This is a genomic window from Geodermatophilus sp. SYSU D00879, from assembly GCF_054050375.1.
Genome location: NZ_JBJGZF010000012.1, coordinates 72689 through 89734 on the forward strand (window position 1 = coordinate 72689; position 17046 = coordinate 89734).

14 protein-coding genes and 2 tRNA genes are annotated in these 17046 nt (G+C 74.0%); 6 read left to right on the forward strand and 10 right to left on the reverse strand.

The features are described 5' to 3' along the window. Positions 1-83: 83 nt before the first annotated feature. Complete coding sequence (gene pknB / locus ACI79B_RS15975) at positions 84-2045, forward strand: Stk1 family PASTA domain-containing Ser/Thr kinase (protein WP_456927740.1); 1962 nt, start codon at positions 84-86, stop codon at positions 2043-2045. 62 nt (positions 2046-2107) lie between these two features. Here the strand turns inward: pknB and ACI79B_RS15980 are convergent, their stop codons facing one another. Beyond that, positions 2108-2758 (reverse strand): aminodeoxychorismate/anthranilate synthase component II, encoded by a 651-nt coding sequence (locus tag ACI79B_RS15980; RefSeq protein ID WP_456927739.1) that lies wholly within the window; start codon positions 2756-2758, stop codon positions 2108-2110. 25 nt (positions 2759-2783) lie between these two features. Further along, entirely contained in the window at positions 2784-3548 is a 765-nt protein-coding gene (locus ACI79B_RS15985; protein WP_456927738.1) for a DUF881 domain-containing protein, read from the reverse strand. A gap of 137 nt (positions 3549-3685) precedes the next feature. Here ACI79B_RS15985 and crgA point away from each other — a divergent pair, with 137 nt between their 5' ends. Together crgA and ACI79B_RS15995 are read left to right on the forward strand one after the other, a co-directional pair. Beyond that, entirely contained in the window at positions 3686-3958 is a 273-nt protein-coding gene (gene crgA, locus ACI79B_RS15990; RefSeq protein WP_456927737.1) for a cell division protein CrgA, read from the forward strand. 466 nt (positions 3959-4424) lie between these two features. Next, positions 4425-4835, forward strand: a complete 411-nt coding sequence (locus ACI79B_RS15995) for a PH domain-containing protein (protein WP_456927736.1) — start codon at positions 4425-4427, stop codon at positions 4833-4835. 17 nt (positions 4836-4852) lie between these two features. On the opposite strand, the gene ACI79B_RS16000 is transcribed toward ACI79B_RS15995, so the two are convergent. Together ACI79B_RS16000 and ACI79B_RS16005 are read right to left on the reverse strand one after the other, a co-directional pair. Then, positions 4853-5620 (reverse strand): rhomboid family intramembrane serine protease, encoded by a 768-nt coding sequence (locus tag ACI79B_RS16000; protein WP_456927735.1) that lies wholly within the window; start codon positions 5618-5620, stop codon positions 4853-4855. Positions 5621-5748: 128 nt separating this feature from the next. After that, entirely contained in the window at positions 5749-6282 is a 534-nt protein-coding gene (locus tag ACI79B_RS16005) for a peptidylprolyl isomerase (protein WP_456927734.1), read from the reverse strand. 132 nt (positions 6283-6414) lie between these two features. On the opposite strand from ACI79B_RS16005, the gene ACI79B_RS16010 reads away from it, so the two are divergent. After that, positions 6415-7125: a hypothetical protein gene (locus tag ACI79B_RS16010; protein ID WP_456927733.1), complete on the forward strand. Its 711-nt coding sequence runs from the start codon at positions 6415-6417 to the stop codon at positions 7123-7125. A gap of 69 nt (positions 7126-7194) precedes the next feature. Next, a complete protein-coding gene (locus tag ACI79B_RS16015; protein WP_456927732.1) occupies positions 7195-9111 on the forward strand; it encodes a winged helix-turn-helix domain-containing protein in 1917 nt (638 codons plus the stop codon). A gap of 26 nt (positions 9112-9137) precedes the next feature. On the opposite strand, the gene ACI79B_RS16020 is transcribed toward ACI79B_RS16015, so the two are convergent. From ACI79B_RS16020 to gyrB, 6 genes are all read right to left on the reverse strand, one after another. Continuing rightward, positions 9138-9210 (reverse strand) — tRNA-Ala (locus ACI79B_RS16020). A gap of 40 nt (positions 9211-9250) precedes the next feature. Then, complete coding sequence (locus tag ACI79B_RS16025) at positions 9251-9400, reverse strand: DLW-39 family protein (RefSeq protein ID WP_456927731.1); 150 nt, start codon at positions 9398-9400, stop codon at positions 9251-9253. Positions 9401-9474: 74 nt separating this feature from the next. Further along, positions 9475-9548: transfer RNA gene (locus ACI79B_RS16030), tRNA-Ile, on the reverse strand. A gap of 56 nt (positions 9549-9604) precedes the next feature. Further along, the gene (locus ACI79B_RS16035; protein WP_456927730.1) at positions 9605-10384 is read right to left on the reverse strand and encodes a DUF3566 domain-containing protein; all 780 of its coding nucleotides are present in this window, start codon (positions 10382-10384) and stop codon (positions 9605-9607) included. Positions 10385-10538: 154 nt separating this feature from the next. After that, on the reverse strand, positions 10539-13007 hold the full coding sequence (gyrA, locus tag ACI79B_RS16040; RefSeq protein WP_456927729.1) for a DNA gyrase subunit A: 2469 nt from the start codon (positions 13005-13007) through the stop codon (positions 10539-10541). Between the two features lie 114 nt (positions 13008-13121). Continuing rightward, positions 13122-15155 carry a DNA topoisomerase (ATP-hydrolyzing) subunit B gene (gene gyrB, locus ACI79B_RS16045; protein WP_456927728.1) on the reverse strand — a complete coding sequence of 678 codons (2034 nt, stop codon included), beginning with the start codon at positions 15153-15155 and terminating at the stop codon, positions 13122-13124. 283 nt (positions 15156-15438) lie between these two features. Here gyrB and ACI79B_RS16050 point away from each other — a divergent pair, with 283 nt between their 5' ends. Continuing rightward, positions 15439-17028 (forward strand): SDR family oxidoreductase, encoded by a 1590-nt coding sequence (locus ACI79B_RS16050; protein ID WP_456927727.1) that lies wholly within the window; start codon positions 15439-15441, stop codon positions 17026-17028. Positions 17029-17046: the final 18 nt, after the last annotated feature.

Below are 17046 nucleotides of genomic sequence, written 5' to 3' on the forward strand. Positions count from 1 at the left end.
GCCGGAACCGGGCGCGCTCCCGGCGTTCCCTGCTGCCCGGGGACGCCCGCGACCCACCAGAGCACCGCCCGAGAGGACCACGCATGACCACCCCCCAGGTGCTCGGCGAGCGCTACGAGATCGGCGGGGTGCTCGGCCGCGGCGGGATGGCGGAGGTGCACCGCGGGCGCGACCTGCGGCTGGGCCGCGAGGTGGCGGTCAAGGTGCTGCGCAGCGACCTGGCCCGCGACCCCTCGTTCCAGGTGCGCTTCCGGCGGGAGGCGCAGGCGGCGGCCTCGCTGAACCACCCGTCGATCGTCGCGGTGTACGACACCGGCGAGGACCGGACGACCAGCGGCGCGACGCCGTACATCGTCATGGAGTACGTCGAGGGCGAGACGCTGCGCGACGTGCTGCGCCGCGAGGGCGTGCTGCAGCCGGAGCGGGCGATGAGCCTGGCCGCCGACATCTGCGCCGCCCTGGACTTCAGCCACCGCAACGGCATCGTGCACCGCGACGTGAAGCCCGGGAACGTGATGATCACGCCCCAGGGCACCGTCAAGGTGATGGACTTCGGCATCGCCCGGGCGGTGTCGGACTCCGCCGCCACGATGACCTCGACCGCCGCGGTCATCGGCACCGCGCAGTACCTCTCCCCCGAGCAGGCCCGCGGCGAGGCCGTGGACGCCCGCTCCGACGTCTACTCCCTGGGCTGCCTGCTCTACGAGCTGGTCTGCGGCGCACCGCCGTTCACCGGCGACTCGCCGGTCTCGGTCGCCTACCAGCACGTGCGCGAGGACCCGCGGCTGCCGTCCTCGATCAACCCGGCCGTGCCGCCGGAGCTCGACGCCATCCTCATGAAGGCGATGAGCAAGAACCCGGCGAACCGGTACCAGTCGGCCGCCGAGATGCGCAACGACCTGCTCCGGGCCCTGGCCGGGCAGCGGGTCGAGGCCACCCCGGTCATGGGCGACGAGGAGAAGACCACCATCCTCGGCGCGGCGCCCGCGTACGGCGACGGCGGCTGGGACGACGAGGACGCGGTGGCCCGCCGGCGCAGGCGCAACCGGGTGGTCGCCCTCGTCGTCGGCGCGCTGGTGCTCATCGGCGCCGTCGTCGGGGTGGCGCTGCTGGTCGACAGCGGCGACGAGGAGCAGCCCCCGGCCGCCGCGCAGGTGACCGTGCCCGCGGGGCTGGTCGGGCAGCAGGAGGCCGACGCCCGGGCCGCCATCGAGGCGGCCGGCCTGACCGTCGCCGAGCAGGTGACCCAGCAGCAGGTCTCGGACGAGACCCAGGTGGGCACGGTGCTCGACACCGACCCCGACAGCGGCGCGCAGGTCGAGGAGGGCAGCGAGGTCGCCCTGACCGTCGGCGTCGCCCCGGACACGGTGACCGTGCCGCAGGTGGTCGACCTCGACGAGGACCGGGCCCGCACGGCGCTGGAGAACGCCGGCTTCGAGGGCAACGTGAACTCCGACCAGGTCGACTCCCTCGCCGAGGAGGGCACCGTCGTCGCGGTCGACCCGGAGGAGGGGACCGCGGTCGCCCCGGACACCACCGTGACGCTGTCGGTCTCCGACGGCACGGACGAGGTCCCGGACGTGGCCGGCCAGCTCGAGGAGGCCGCCCGGGAGGCGCTGCGGAGCACGGGCTTCACCAACCTGACCGTGACCGAGGTCGACTCCGACGAGCCCGCCGGCACCGTCGTCGGGACGAACCCGGCCGCCGGCCAGCAGGCGTCCGCCGGCCAGCCGATCACCCTGCAGGTGTCCGGCGGCGCCGCGGAGATCACCGTGCCGACGACGATCGTCGGGCAGACCGAGGGGCAGGCCCGGCAGACGCTGGCCGCCGCCGGCTTCTCCGGGACGATCGACACCCAGGACACCGAGGCCGATCCCGGCCAGGCCGACGGCACCGTGGTGGGCAGCAACCCGCAGCCCGGCCAGACGGTGGCGCCGGACGGCACCATCACCCTGCTGGTCGCCCGCGGGACGGCGACGCCGACGACGGGCAGCCCCGCCCCCAACGGCGGCGGCCTGGACGGCGACCCGAGCACCCCCATCTGAGCGACCGCGGACGACAGGAGGGCCCCTCCCGACCGGGAGGGGCCCTCCTGTCGTGCCGGGGGCTACACGGCGGCGGCGGAGAGGCGGCGGGCGCCCGCGGCGGCGGCCTCGACGACGGCCGGGTCGGGCGCCAGGCCGCACGCGGCCAGCCACGTGGCCAGCATCCGGTGGCCGCCCTCGGTGAGCACCGACTCGGGGTGGAACTGCACGCCCTCGACGGGCAGCTCCCGGTGCCGCAGCGCCATGACGATGCCCGACGCCGTCGTGCCGGTCACCTCGAGCTCGTCGGGCACGGTGGCCCGGTCCACGGCCAACGAGTGGTAGCGCGTGGCGGTGAAGGGCGAGGGCAGCCCGGCCAGCACGCCGACGCCGTCGTGCACGACCTCGCTGGTCTTGCCGTGCAGCAGCTCCGGCGCGCGGACGACCTCGGCGCCGAAGGCCTCGGCGATCGCCTGGTGGCCCAGGCACACGCCCAGCACCGGCGTCCCGGCCTCGGCGGCGGCCCGCACCATGGGGACGGTCACGCCGGCGTCGGCGGGCGTGCCCGGGCCGGGGGACAGCAGCACGCCGGCGACGTCGAGGTCGGGCAGCTCGTCGACGGTGACGGCGTCGTTGCGCCGGACGACGCACCGCACGCCGAGCTGGCCCAGGTACTGGACCAGGTTGTAGACGAAGCTGTCGAAGTTGTCGACGACGAGGACGGGCCTGCTCACGCTCCTTGTGTACAGCAGCGCCCGGTCAGCCGTCAGCGGCTGTGGCGTGTGCCATGTCCAGGGAGCCGGTGTAGGCCGGCACCGTGACCTCCGGCCGGTCGCGCACGGCGAAGGTCAGCCCGAAGTCCTCGACCGCCTGCTCGAACACCGCCACCTGCGGGGAGGCGGCCAGCTGCGCGCGGATGACGGCGGGGTCGCCGATCGCCGTGACGACGAACGGCGGCGACCAGGTCCGCCCGTGGAGCAGCAGCACGTTGCCGACGCAGCGGACGGCGCTGGTGGCGATCAGCCGCTGGTCCATGATCGCCACGCCGTCGGCGCCGGCCGCCCAGACGGCGTTGACGACCGCCTGCACGTCGGACTGGTGGATGACGACGTCGTCGGGGCGGGCGCCCGTCGGCAGGCTGCCGTCGGGCCGGCGCGGGGCGTCGTCGAGGGTGATCTCCACACCCCGGCCGCGGAGGGCGACCACGCCAGCCGAGAGGGCGCCGGCATCGCCGGCCGCCTGGGCCGAGGCGACGGCGCCGTCGCGGGAGGCCGCCTGGTCGGTGAGCGCCTCGGTCTGGCGCTGCAGCGCGGCCAGCTGTTCCTGCTGGCCGGCGATGACCTCGTTGCGCTGGGCGATGAGCTCGGACAGCTCGGTGACGTCGCCGGCGCGCAGGTCCGAGCCCTCCGCGGTCTGGCTGGACGTGGCGAACAGCAGTCCCGCCGCGAGCGCCACCACGGGCACCAGGGCGCCCCAGGCCGACCGGCGGCGGGCGGGGCCCACCGGCGGCTCGGAGGCGGTCACGGGGGCTCCTGGGGGACGGGAGGGGGCGGCACGCCGTCGGGCGCGGCCGTGCGGGTCCCCTCGGAGCTTAGGCTGGGAGGAGATCGTGCCGGTCGCGACGGACCGGCACCCCAGCGAGTCAGCAGGAGACGGTCGGAGTGCCCAAGTCGAAGGTCCGCAAGAAGTCGGTCTACACGCCGCCCGAGGGCGTGCTGCAGTCGCGTGCGGCCAACGCACGGGCCGTCCAGCCGAGCCCGCGCTGGTACGCGCCGCTCATGGTCGGGCTCATGGTGCTCGGCCTGCTGTGGATCGTCGTCTACTACGTGGCCGGCGACCAGATCCCGTTCATGGTGTCGCTGGGGGCGTGGAACTTCGCCATCGGCTTCGGCGCCATGGTGGTCGGCTTGATCATGTCCATGCGCTGGCGCTAGCCCCACCCCCTCACGAGAGGCCCCCGTCCCGGTCCCGGGACGGGGGCCTCTCGTGTACACGGGGCCCGTCCGGCGGTGGACACCGGGGGTGTGGACCGCTGTGCATCCACCACCGGTGGATCCACAGGTCGACATGACGCCCTACCCCCAGGGTTGTCCACCGCATGTGGAGAACGCCTGTTCGACTGCACCGCCCTGACCTGGGGTTTCGCGACCAGTGAGGCGCGTGTGACGAGAAGGGCAGCCGAGTAACTACAGGTCTGTGCTTTGTCCCCAGCTGTGTACCCAGCTGTGGATGTGTCGACACGACCGCAACGCCGGGACGGTCACCCAGCGCAAGCACGGCACTGCGGTCGAGGAGTCGACACGCGGGCCGAACAGGGCAGATCCCCACCTGCGGACGGGCGTCCCCACCTCTCCGGGCCTGTGGACGAACACGCCACGGGTGTCCTGGGAGGCTGGGGACGTGCAGTGGTCGGCGCGGACGGCGGAGACGGTCACGCTCGGGCTCGGCGGGCTGCTGCTGGCACTGGCCGCCCTCGGGCTCGACGCGGCGGGACGCGTGCTGGTCGGCGCCGCCGGCGTGCTGCTGGTGGTCGCGGCGCTGCGCGACGTCGTCCTGCGGCCGCGACTGGCGGTGGACGACACCGGCGTCGTCGTGCGGACGCTGACCGGGCGCACCCGGCTGCCGTGGCCGGGCCTGCGGGTGCGGCTGCGCACGACGCGACGGCTGGGGGTGCGCTCGCGGCTGCTCGAGCTGGACACCGCCGCGACGGACCCCGACGACGCGGGCACCCTCGTGCTGCTGGGCCGCCGGGACCTGGGGACGGACCCGGCGGCCGTGGCGCAGGCGCTGGAGGCGCGGCGGCCCGCCTGAGGAGCGGGGACGGCCCGCTACAGGGCGAGGACGGCCAGCGGCACCGGCACGGCGAGGGCGAGGGTCACCAGGACCGCGGCCAGCGCCACCAGCGACGCCGCCTGCGCCGCCGCGCGCCGGCGGGTGAGGACGAGCAGCCCGGTGGCGAGCGCGCCGGCGACCAGGCCGCCGAGGTGGCCCAGCAGCGAGACGCCGGGCAGGAAGCTGATGACCACGTTGATGGCCAGCAGGGTGAGCAGGCCGCGCAGGTCCTGCCGGGCGACCAGCATCAGCACGCCCAGGGAGCCCAGGAGGCCGTACAGGGCCGCCGACGCCCCGGCCACGGGGCGGCCGGGCTCGCCGAACAGCTGGATGGCCACGGCGCCGCCCAGGGCGGAGAGCAGGTACACGGCGAGGTAGCGCCACCAGCCCAGGCGGCCCTCGAGCTCGGGGCCGAACACCAGCAGGCTGAGCATGTTGAGCAGCAGGTGGGTGATCCCGATGTGCAGGAACGCCCCGGTGAGCAGCCGCCAGTCCTGGCCGAAGACGTCGACGAGGACGGGGACCTGCGAGAACTCCTCGAACACCGGCGAGCGCCAGTTGTCGAGCGGGCTCTGGCCGGCCGAGGCCGCCGACACGGCCGTGATCACGAAGACGACGACGTTGACCGCGACCAGCGAGACGGTGACCGGGCCGAACCGGCGGCGGGCGCCGGACCAGCGGGAGGCCGGCCGGGGACGGCGGACCCCGGCGGAACCGGCCCGGACGTCGTCGGGGCACTGGAAGCCGACCGAGGCCGGCGTCATGCACTCCGGGCAGATCGGCCGGTCACAGCGCGCGCACCGGACGCCGGTCGGCCGGTCCGGGTGGCGGTAGCAGGTGGCCGACGGGGGCGCCGGCGGCCGGCCGGCGCCCCCGTCGTCGGAACCGGTGGTCAGCTGCGCTGCACCTCGACCGACTGGATCACGACGTCCTCGACGGGGCGGTCGTTGCGGCCGGTGCGGACCTTGGCGATGCGGTCCACGACCTCGCGGCTGCTCTGGTCGGCGACCTCGCCGAAGATCGTGTGCTTGCGGTTGAGGTGCGGCGTCGGGCTGACGGTGATGAAGAACTGCGAGCCGTTGGTGCCGGGCCCGGCGTTGGCCATGGCCAGCAGGTAGGGCCGGTCGAAGCTGAGCTCGGGGTGGAACTCGTCGCCGAACTGGTAGCCCGGGCCGCCGAAGCCCTGACCCAGCGGGTCGCCGCCCTGGATCATGAAGCCGTCGATGATCCGGTGGAAGACCGTCCCGTCGTACAGCGGGTCGGTGCTCTTCTGCCGGGTCGCCGGGTGCGTCCACTCGCGGCGGCCCTCGGCCAGGTCCGCGAAGTTCGCGACCGTCTTCGGCGCGTGGTCGGGGAACAGGTCGACGGTGATGTCGCCGTGGTTGGTGTGGAGCACGGCACGGCGTGCGGGGGTCGATTCGGTCACGCCGCCCACTCTCCCACTGCTCCGCCGCCCCCGAGCACGGGGAGCGGGCCTCACCGGAGCCTCATCGAACCCTCATCGACGGCGCCCGCCGGCGGGCCACCCTGCTCCCCTGGCGCACGAGAGGGGACGGCCGTGGCCACCTCCACCCCCACACCGCGACGGACGACGGGCCGGGCGCCCGGTGAGCGGCGTCCTCCCGGGCGCCGGGTGGCGACGGTGGTCGCCGGCACGGCGGCCGGCGGGCTCCTCGCGTGGGGGGTCGTGGCGGTCGTCTCCGGGGGCGGGGACGGCGCGCTCGAGGTCCCGGCCCAGGCCAACGTCTTCGGCGCCGGCCTCGACGACCCGCCCGGCCCCGGCGGGGGCGGCGACGGCGTGCTCCCGGTCCTGTTCCGGCTGCCGGAGGACGGGGGCCGCGTCGTGACCTTCCCGGACGTCGACGGCAGCGTCACGCCCATCGTGGGCACCGCGAGCCGGGTGGGCCCCGGGGGCGACGGCGGGGCGAACGGGACGACCGACGTCGAGTCCTACGGCGGGATCTCCGGGATCGTCGCCGACGACAACGGCATGTTCCTCACCGGGGTGTTCCTCACCGACGACCCGCCGCGGGGTGAGGCACCGCCGCGGCTGGACGTCACCGGCGTCGACACCGCCCGTCCCGTCGCGCCGGAGATCGGCCAGACCTTCTTCGTCGGGGACGGGCGCGACCTCCGGGTCACCGCCCCGGACGGCGCCACCCGGCTCTTCCTCGGTTTCGCCGACGGCTACGACTACCAGGGCCCGCCCGGCTGGTACGACAACAACGACGGGTCCCTCTCGGTCACCGTGGAGGTCGTCCCGGAGTGACCCGGGGCCCCGGCGGCCGGGGGACGTCGGTCCCTTGCCGCCCCCTCCCCCGGCGGCCAGTCTCGGAACGTGCGCACGGCCACGCGGCCCGGCGCCGCTCCGCTGCTGGGGCGCGGACCCGAGGTCACGCTCCTGCTCGACCACCTGCGCCGCGGCGGCACCACGCACGTGCACGGCCTGCCCGGCATCGGCAAGTCGGCCCTGCTGCACGCCTTCGCGGGCCTCGCGGCGGACGCGGGCGCGACCGTCGTGGCGCTGGACTGCCGGACCGTGGAGCCGACCGAACGCGGGCTGCTGGGCGCCCTCGGCGGCCACCCCACCGTGGAGGCGCTCGTCGCCGCCCTGGAGGGGCCCGAGCCGCCGGTCGTGCTGGTCCTGGACCAGTACGAGCACTTCCGGCTCATGGACACCTGGCTGCGCCGGACCCTCGTGCCCGCGCTCCCGGCCGGCACCCTCCTCGTCCTCGGCAGCCGCGAGCGCCCGGTGCCGGCCTGGTACGGCGTGCCCGGCTTCCGCACCGTCCCGCTCGCTCCGCTGTCCGACGCCGACGCCGGCCTGCTGCTGGCCGAGCACGGCGTGGCCGCGACGGAGGCGGACCGGCTCAACCGCGTCGCCCGCGGGCACCCGCTGGCGCTGGTCCTGGCGACGGCCGGCGTCGCGGAGAACCCGCAGCTCGGGCTGGAGGACGCGGCGATGTCCCGCGTCGTCGAGGAGCTGACCCGGCTGTACTTCGAGGACATCGCCGACCCGCTGACGCGGCGGGCGCTCGAGGCGGCCTCGGTCCTGCGCCGGGCCACGGAGTCCCTGCTCGACGCCGTGCTGGACGGCGACGGCGCCGTCGCGATGGAGCGCCTGCTCGCGCTCCCCTTCGTCGTGGCCGGCCGCGACGGCGCGGTCGTGCACGAGGCGGTCCGCGACGCCGTGGCCGGGCACCTGCGCACCGCCGACCCGGTGCGCCACCGCGAGTACCGGCGGGCGGCGTGGCGGCGGCTGCGCGACGAGATGCGCTCGGCGGCGCCCGCCGAGCTGTGGCGCTACACCGCGGACGTCCTCTACCTGCTCGACAACCCGGTCGTGCGGACCGCGTTCTTCCCCACCGACGCGCAGCAGCCCGCCGTGGAGCCCGCGAGCACCCTCGACGAGGACGCGGTCCGGGGGATCACGCACCGGCACGAGGGCCCCCAGGGCGCCCGGCTGCTGGACCGGTGGTGGGTCACGACGGCGTCGGCGTTCTCCGTCTCCCGGGACCGCGACGGCGGCGTGGCGGCCTTCTCCGTGCTGCTCGACGACGCCCGCATCCGGCACTCCCCCGTCGCCGACGACCCCGTCGTCCGGTCCTGGGCCCGGCACCTGGACAGCCACCCGCTGGGGCGCCGCGAGGTCGCGCTGGGGCTGCGCCGGTGGCTGGACCGGGAGCGCGGCGAGGCCCCGGGGACGACGCAGGCGGCGTGCTGGCTGGACGTGAAGCGGACCTACATGGCGCTGCGCCCGGCGCTGCGGCAGATGTTCGTCGTCGTCCAGGACGTCCCGGCCTACTGGCCCGTCGTCCGGGAGCTGGGCTTCCGGCCGCTCCCCGGTCCCCCGGTCGTGCTCGACGGCCGGCCGTTCACGAGCGTGGTGCTCGACTTCGGGAGACGCTCGGTCGACGGCTGGCTGGTCGAGCTGCTGGCGAGGGAGCTCGGGGTGGCCGACGAGCCGGCCCTCGACGCCGACGCCCACGAGCTGGTGGTCGGTGGGCGGCGGGTCGCGCTCACGCCGCTGGAGTTCGGTCTCCTGCGGTGCCTGCGCGACCGGGAGGGCCGCACGGTGAGCCGGCCGGAGCTGCTGCGGGAGGTCTGGGACACCGAGTACGCCGGCGGCAGCAACGTCGTGGACGCCGTCGTGCGGACCCTGCGGGCCAAGCTGGGGCCGGGCGCCCCGGCCGTCGAGGCCGTGCGGGGGCGGGGGTACCGGCTGCGGGAGGACTGGCGCTCACAGCTGGGCTGAGCGGCGGACGCACCGGCGTCCTGCGGTGGAGACGAGGGGAATCGAACCCCTAACCCCCGCCTTGCAAAGGCGGTGCTCTGCCAATTGAGCTACGTCCCCGGGGGCGCTGGCCTCGGGAGCTCCGCGCGGGAGCCCGGGTTCAGCGGGTGGTGGGGCGGCTGACCGACTGCGGGCCGTTGGTGGCCTCGTGCCAGAGGTCGGCCTCGGCCTTGCCGCTGCCGGACGAGCGCCGGCGGACGGCGGCGACGGCGCCGGCCGCGACGGCGGCCAGGGCCAGCTTCTTCAGCACGCGGTACCTCCTGGGTACGACGGCGGCCACGGACGGGGCCTCGCTGTCGCGGTGCCGGGGCACCGGTTCACGGGTGGGCCTGGGAGGACTTGAACCTCCGGCCTCATCCTTATCAGGGATGCGCTCTAACCGCCTGAGCTACAGGCCCGTGGACCTCGACCAGCGTACAGGGGCCGCGGACGGCCCCTGCAGCCGGGTCCCTCGCTAGTCGCGCTCGGCGAGCGTGACCTCGAGGCCGCCGACCAGGTCGGCGCAGAGGTTGTAGATGAACGCCGCGACGGTGCACAGCGCGGTCATCAGCACGATGTTGATCGCGCCGATGACGGCGGCCCCGCCGAAGACGATGCCCGGGGTGATGACGTCGCCGCCGCCCTCGCCGCTCGACGACGTGCCGAGCTGGCCGAACAGGTCGTTGAGGGTGTCGAAGACGCCGAGCCCGGACAGGACCCCGTAGAGGATCCCGACCGCGACCATCCAGATGAAGAACATCGCGATCGACAGGACCAGCGAGATCTTCAGCGCCGACCAGGTGTCGACGTGCCGCAGCTGCAGCCGGGCGCGCCGCGGACCGCGGTTGCCGCGGTTCTTGGCCTGCTTGCCGGCCTGCTGCTGGGCGGCGGGCGGCTGCTGGGGCGCCCGGGCCGCCGCCGGCGGGACGGCCACCGCGGCCGGCGGGACCGCCTGGGTGGCGCTCACCGGCACCGCCTGGGTGGCGCTCACCGGCCCCGGCATGGTCGCGTCGGCCGGGCGGGGAGCCTGCTGCGGCGGCGCCACCGGCGGCACCTGCTGGGCGGGCGCCTGGCCGGTGGCCGGCTTGGCCAGTGACGGGGCCGCCCCTGCCGGGGTGGCCCCGGCCGGGGTCGCCCCGGACGGAGCGGGCGTCTGGCCGGTGGCGGGCGCCGAGCCCGTCGCCGGGGCTCCGTCCGCTCCGGCTGCGCTCTCCGGGCGGACCCCGGTGCGCACCGCCTGCGGCCGGTCGCTCATGCCGTTCTCCCGTTCGCCTGCGGCCCTCGCCGCGCTCTCGCGCCCGGGCGGTCCGGCGTGGTGCCGGAGGCGCCGGGCGCCGGTCGTGTCCGTCAGCGGGAGCCGGGGGCGCGTGGTGACCGGAGGTCACCACGCGCCTGCTCCCGGTTCCACCCTAGGCGGCGGGCTCGTCGTTGTCCGTCGTGCGCGCGATCGCCACGATCGACACGTCCTCGGGCAAGTTCATGAGCTTGACACCCATGGTGGCCCGGTCCTTGTTGTGGCGCACGCCGTTGACCGGCGTCCGGATGACGCCGCCGCCGGAGGTGATGGCGTACAGCTCGTCGCCGAGCCGGACCGCCAGCGCCCCGACCAGGGCACCCTTGCGCGCCTTCGGGTCCGCGGTGAGCACGCCCTTCCCGCCGCGGCCCTGCGGCGGGTAGTTCTCGATGCCGGTCCGCTTGGCGAAGCCGCGCTCGGTGGCCACCAGGACGTCGACGCCCTCCTCCACGACCATCATCGACAGCAGCCGGTCACCCGGCGACAGCGAGATGCCGCGCACGCCCTCGGTGGCCCGGCCCATCGGCCGCAGCGTGGCGTCGTCGGCCTTGAACCGGATCGACATCGCCGAGCGGGTGACCAGGAGCAGGTCCTGCTCGGGGTCGATGAGCGCCGCGCCGACCAGCTCGTCGCCCTCGCGCAGGTTGATCGCGATGACGCCGCCGCTGCGCGGGGAGTCGAAGTCCGACAGCCGGGTCTTCTTCACCTGCCCGTTGGCGGTGGCCAGGACCAGGTACGGCGCCACGCCGTAGTCCTTGATCTGCATGACCTGGGCGATCCGCTCGTCCGGCTGGAACGCCAGCAGGTTGGCCACGTGCTGGCCGCGGGCGGTGCGGTTGGCCTCGGGCAGCTCGTACGCCTTGGCCCGGTAGACCCGGCCCTTGGTCGTGAAGAACAGGATCCAGTCGTGGGTGGAGCCCACGAAGAAGTGGTCGACGATGTCGTCCTGCTTGAGCTGGGCGCCCATCACGCCCTTGCCGCCCCGCCGCTGCGACCGGTAGAGGTCGCTCTTGGTCCGCTTGGCGTAGCCGGTGCGGGTGATGGTGACGACGACCTCCTCCTCCGCGATGAGGTCCTCCATCGTCACGTCGCCGTCGTTGGCCACGAACTTGCTGCGGCGGTCGTCGCCGTACTTCTCGACGATCTCCTCGAGCTCGGAGCGGACCAGCTGCCGCTGCCGCTCCGGGGAGTCGAGGATCGCCTGCAGCTCGGCGATGCGGGCCTCGATCTCGGCCAGCTCGTCGAGGATCCGCTGCCGCTCCAGCGCCGCCAGCCGGCGCAGCTGCAGGTCGAGGATCGCGGTCGCCTGGACCTCGTCGACGTCGAGCAGCTCCATGAGGCCGGTGCGGGCGGCCTCGGCGGACTCGCTGTTGCGGATCAGCGCGATGACCGCGTCGAGCTGGTCGAGGGCCTTGGCGTAGCCGCGCAGGATGTGCGCGCGCTCCTCGGCCTTGCGCAGCCGGTAGCGGGTGCGCCGGACGATGACCTCGATCTGGTGGTTGACCCAGTTGCGGACCAGCTCGTCCAGGCGCAGCGTCCGCGGGACGCCGTCGACGATCGAGAGCATGTTGCAGCCGAAGGAGGTCTGCAGCTGCGTGTGCTTGTACAGGTTGTTCAGCACGACCTTGGCCACGGCGTCGCGGCGCAGGGTGATGACCAGCCGGCGGCCGACGCGGTCGCTGGACTCGTCGGCGATCTCGCTGATGCCCTGCAGCCGGCCGTCCTTGACCGCCTCGGCGATCGCCTCGGCCAGGTTGTCCGGGTTGACCTGGTAGGGCAGCTCGGTGACGACGAGCTGCACGCGGCCGCGGCTGTCCTCCTCGACCGTGACGACGGCGCGCATCTTCACCGAGCCGCGGCCGGTGCGGTACGCGTCCTCGATGCCCTCGCGCCCGACGATCAGGCCGTGGGTGGGGAAGTCGGGGCCCGGGATCGCCTTCATGCAGGCGTTGAGGGCCTCCTCCGCCTCCGCGTCCGGGTTGTCGAGCATCCAGTAGGCGGCCTCGGCGACCTCGCGCAGGTTGTGCGGCGGCATGTTGGTGGCCATGCCGACGGCGATCCCCGCCGAGCCGTTGATCAGCAGGTTGGGGATGCGCGAGGGCAGGACCAGGGGCTCCTGCGTGCGGCCGTCGTAGTTGGCCTGGAAGTCGACGGTCTCCTCGTCGATGCCGGCCAGCATCTCCATGGCCAGCGGCGTCAGGCGGCACTCGGTGTAGCGCATGGCGGCCGGCGGGTCGTTGCCCGGCGAACCGAAGTTGCCCTGGCCGTCGATGAGCGGGTAGCGCATCGACCACGGCTGGGCGAGCCGCACGAGGGCGTCGTAGATCGCCGAGTCACCGTGCGGGTGGTAGTTGCCCATGACCTCGGCGACCGGCCGGGCGCACTTGACGTAGCCGCGGTCGGGGCGGAAGCCCTGGTCGTACATGGCGAAGAGCACGCGGCGGTGCACCGGCTTGAGGCCGTCGCGCACCTCCGGCAGCGCGCGGCCCACGATCACGCTCATCGCGTAGTCGATGTAGCTGCGCTGCATCTCCTGCTGCAGGTCGACCGGCTCGACGCGGTCGCGGGCAGGGGTCTCGGTCACTGGTCAGATCTCCACAGGTGAGTGCACAGGAGTGGACGAACGCGCTGGTCAGGCGCCGTTTCCGGGGACGGGGGGCGGGCGTCGGACGCCGTTCCCCCGGCCCCGGAGCGGCGGCTAGACGTCCAGGAAGCGCACGTCCTTGGCGTTGCGGGTGATGAAGCTGCGGCGGGCCTCGACGTCCTCGCCCATGAGCACGCTGAACAGCTCGTCGGCCGTCGCGGCGTCCTCGAGGGTGACCTGGCCCAGGAGGCGGGTCTCCGGGTTCATCGTGGTCTCCCACAGCTCGCTGGCGTTCATCTCGCCGAGGCCCTTGTACCGCTGGATCATCTCCTCGCGGACCTTGCGGCCCTCCTCCTTGCCGGCGGCGAGCAGGGCGTCGCGCTCCCGGTCGGAGTAGGCGTACTGGTCACCCCACTTGCCGCCCCACTTGATCTTGTAGAGCGGCGGCCGGGCCAGGTAGACGTGCCCGGCCTCGACCAGCGGCCGCATGAAGCGGAACAGCAGGGTCAGCAGCAGGGTGCAGATGTGCTGGCCGTCGACGTCGGCGTCGGCCATCAGCACGATCTTGTGGTACCGGAGCTTCGACAGGTCGAACTCGTCGTGGATGCCGGTGCCGAAGGCGGTGATCATCGACTGGACCTCGGTGTTCTTGAGGACCCGGTCGATGCGCGCCTTCTCGACGTTGATGATCTTGCCGCGGATCGGCAGGATCGCCTGGAACATCGAGTCGCGGCCGGACTTGGCCGAGCCGCCGGCCGAGTCGCCCTCGACGATGTAGATCTCGGAGTTGCGCGGGTCGGTCGAGCGGCAGTCGGCGAGCTTGCCCGGCAGCGAGTTGTTGCTCAGCAGGTTCTTGCGGGCGAGCTTGCGGGCGTCCTGCGCGGCGCGGCGGGCGCGGGCGGCCGAGGCGGCCTTGGTGATGATGGTCTTGGCCTCGGTCGGGTTGGCCTCGAACCAGTGCGAGATCTGGTCGTTGCAGACCTTCTGCACGAAGCCCTTGACCTCGGTGTTGCCGAGCTTGGTCTTCGTCTGGCCCTCGAACTGCGGGTCGCCGATCTTGACCGAGACGATCGCGGCCAGGCCCTCGCGGATGTCCTCGCCGGTGAGCTTCTCGTCCTTCTCCTTGAGCAGCTTCTTGTCGACGGCGTAGCGGTTGACGATCGACGTCAGCGCCGCGCGGAAGCCCTCCTCGTGGGTGCCGCCCTCGTGCGTGTTGATGACGTTGGCGAAGGTGTAGACCGACTCGGAGTACGCGTCGGACCACTGCATCGCGACGTCGACCGACATGCGCATGTCGTTCTTGCCGGTGCCCTCGGCGCTGAAGCTGATGACCGAGCGGTGGATCGGCGTCCGCTTGGCGTTGATGTGACCGACGTAGTCGATCAGGCCGCCCTCGTAGTGGTAGGTGACCTCGGTGGCCTCGAAGGCCTGCACCTCGGCACCGGGCTGCGGGGCGGCCTCGGCGACCGACACCTCGTCGGCCACGCCGGTCTCGGCCTTGCCCTGGCCGGGCCGCTCGTCGCGCAGGACGATCTTCAGGCCCTTGTTGAGGAAGGCCATCTCCTGCAGTCGGCGGCTGATGGTGTCGAACGAGTAGGTCGTCGTCTCGAAGATGCCGCCGTCGGCCCAGAAGGTGATCTGGGTGCCCTGCTTGGAGGTCGGGCCGACCTCCTCGAGCGTGCCGGGCTTGGCGAACTCGTAGGCCTGGTGCCACTCGCGGCCGTCCCGCCAGATGCGGACGTCGAGCGCGGTGGACAGCGCGTTGACGACGGTGACACCGACGCCGTGCAGACCGCCGGAGACGCCGTAGCTCTTGCCGTCGAACTTGCCGCCCGCGTGCAGGACGGTCATGACGACCTCGACGGTCGGCCGCTTCTCCACGGGGTGCACGTCCACGGGGATGCCGCGGCCGTTGTCCTCGACGCGGACGCCGCCGTCGGCCAGCAGGGTGACGCGGACGGTGTCGCAGAAGCCGGCCAGCGCCTCGTCCACGGCGTTGTCGACGACCTCCCACACCATGTGGTGGAGGCCGCGCTCACCTGTGGAGCCGATGTACATGCCGGGCCGCTTGCGGACCGCCTCGAGCCCCTCGAGGACGGTGATGGAGCTGCCGGAGTAGGAGTTCTCGGTCTTCGGTCGAGCGACCACGTGGGGCCCTTCTGTCGCGCTCCCGGCATGCGGGCACCTCTCCTCCGAGAGGGGCCCCGGGGGCGCACAGCGCCGCTCAGCCGGATGCTGGGGATTCCTGTCCTCCATGTTACCGGGTCCACCGACAGAAACCGCGTCGCGCAGGCCCTCAGGCCGTCCCTGCGCCACTCACGGCTCGCGACGTACCACCGGTGTTGCCCCCGGGGTCGACACGCCCGCCCAGGGGCCGCTGGGCCGGTCGACCGGACGGCACCGTCCGCCGGCGACTCCGAGACTGGTCGACATGCAGCCGGCAGTGGGCCCCCTCACCTGTCTGGTCACCGGTGCGACCGGTTACGTCGGCGGCCGGTTGGTCCCGGAACTGCTGGCCGCCGGCCACCGGGTCCGGGTGCTCACCCGCTCGCCGCGCAAGCTGCGCGACGTCCCCTGGCGGGACCGCGTCGAGGTCGCCGAGGGCGACGCCGCCGACGCCGACGCCGTCCGCCGCGCCTGCGAGGGCGCCGACGTCGCCTACCACCTCGTCCACTCGCTGGCGATCGGCCACGAGTTCGAGGAGCGCGACCGGCGCACCGCGCAGGTGATGGCCGACGCGGTGCGGGCGGCCGGCGTCGGGCGGCTGGTCCACCTGGGCGGGCTCGAGCCGCAGGGCGAGGAGCTGTCCCCGCACCTGCGCTCGCGGGCGGAGGTGGCCCGCATCCTGCTGGACTCCGGCGTGCCCACCGTCGTGCTGCGGGCCGCGGTGGTCCTCGGCTCGGGCTCGGCGTCGTTCGAGATGCTGCGCTACCTCACCGAGCGGCTGCCGGTCATGGTCACGCCCCGCTGGGTGCACAGCCGCGTCCAGCCGATCGCCGTCCGCGACGTGCTCCGCTACCTGGTCGGCTGCGCCACGCTGCCGCCGGACGTGCACCGCTGCTTCGACATCGGCGGCCCCGACGTCATGGACTACGCGCACATGGTGCAGCGGTACGCCGAGGTGGCCGGGCTGCCGCGGCGGCGGATCCTGCCGGTGCCGTTCTCCACGCCGGCGCTGTCGAGCCACTGGGTCGGGGTCATCACGCCCGTGCCGGCGTCGATCGCCCGGCCGCTGGTCGAGTCGCTGCGCCACACCGTCGTCTGCGCCGAGCACGACATCGCGCGGTACGTGCCCGACCCGCCGGAGGGGCTGCTGCCCTTCGACGAGGCGGTGCGGCTGGCGATCCAGAAGGTGCGCAACCGCGCCGTCGACACCCGGTGGACCGGCGCCTCGGTGCCCGGGGCGCCGTCGGACCCGCTGCCCACCGACCCGGACTGGGCCGGGGGCAGCCTGTTCCTCGACGAGCGGACGCGGGAGACCGACGCCTCGCCGGAGGCGCTGTGGCGGGTGGTCGAGGGCATCGGCGGGGAGACCGGCTGGTACAGCGTCCCGCTGGCCTGGGAGGTCCGCGGCTGGCTGGACCGGGCGGTCGGCGGGGTCGGGCTGCGGCGCGGCCGGCGCGACCCCGCCGACCTCTACGTCGGGGACGCGCTGGACTGGTGGCGGGTCGAGGAGCTCGACGAGGGCTCGCTGCTGCGGCTGCGCGCGGAGATGCGGCTGCCCGGCCTCGCCTGGCTCGAGTTCCACGTGGAACGTGCCGGCGACGGCCGCACCCGGCTGCGGCAGAAGGCGACCTTCCACCCGTCCGGCCTGCTCGGGCAGCTCTACTGGTGGGGCATCTCGCCGTTCCACGGCGTCGTCTTCGGCAGCATGATCCGCAACCTGTGCAGGGCCGCGGAGGCCGTCACACCGTCGGCCTCCCGGCCGGCACCGCGGCCCCGTGCCCGGAAGGACCTCGGTGCCCCCCACGCCTCGCAGGCTCGGCGCGGGCCCCTGCACCGAGGCCGATCGCTGCGCTGAGCACGCCCTGGCGCTCGA

What these genes read in the sequence shown, in the direction of transcription:
- pknB (WP_456927740.1), top strand. Translation starts at nt 84, where the DNA reads ATGACCACCCCCCAGGTGCTCGGCGAGCGCTACGAGATCGGCGGGGTG.
- ACI79B_RS16050 (WP_456927727.1), top strand. Translation starts at nt 15,439, where the DNA reads ATGCAGCCGGCAGTGGGCCCCCTCACCTGTCTGGTCACCGGTGCGACC.
- ACI79B_RS16035 (WP_456927730.1), bottom strand. Translation starts at nt 10,384, where the DNA reads ATGAGCGACCGGCCGCAGGCGGTGCGCACCGGGGTCCGCCCGGAGAGC.
- ACI79B_RS16000 (WP_456927735.1), bottom strand. Translation starts at nt 5,620, where the DNA reads ATGACGCCGGCCTCGGTCGGCTTCCAGTGCCCCGACGACGTCCGGGCC.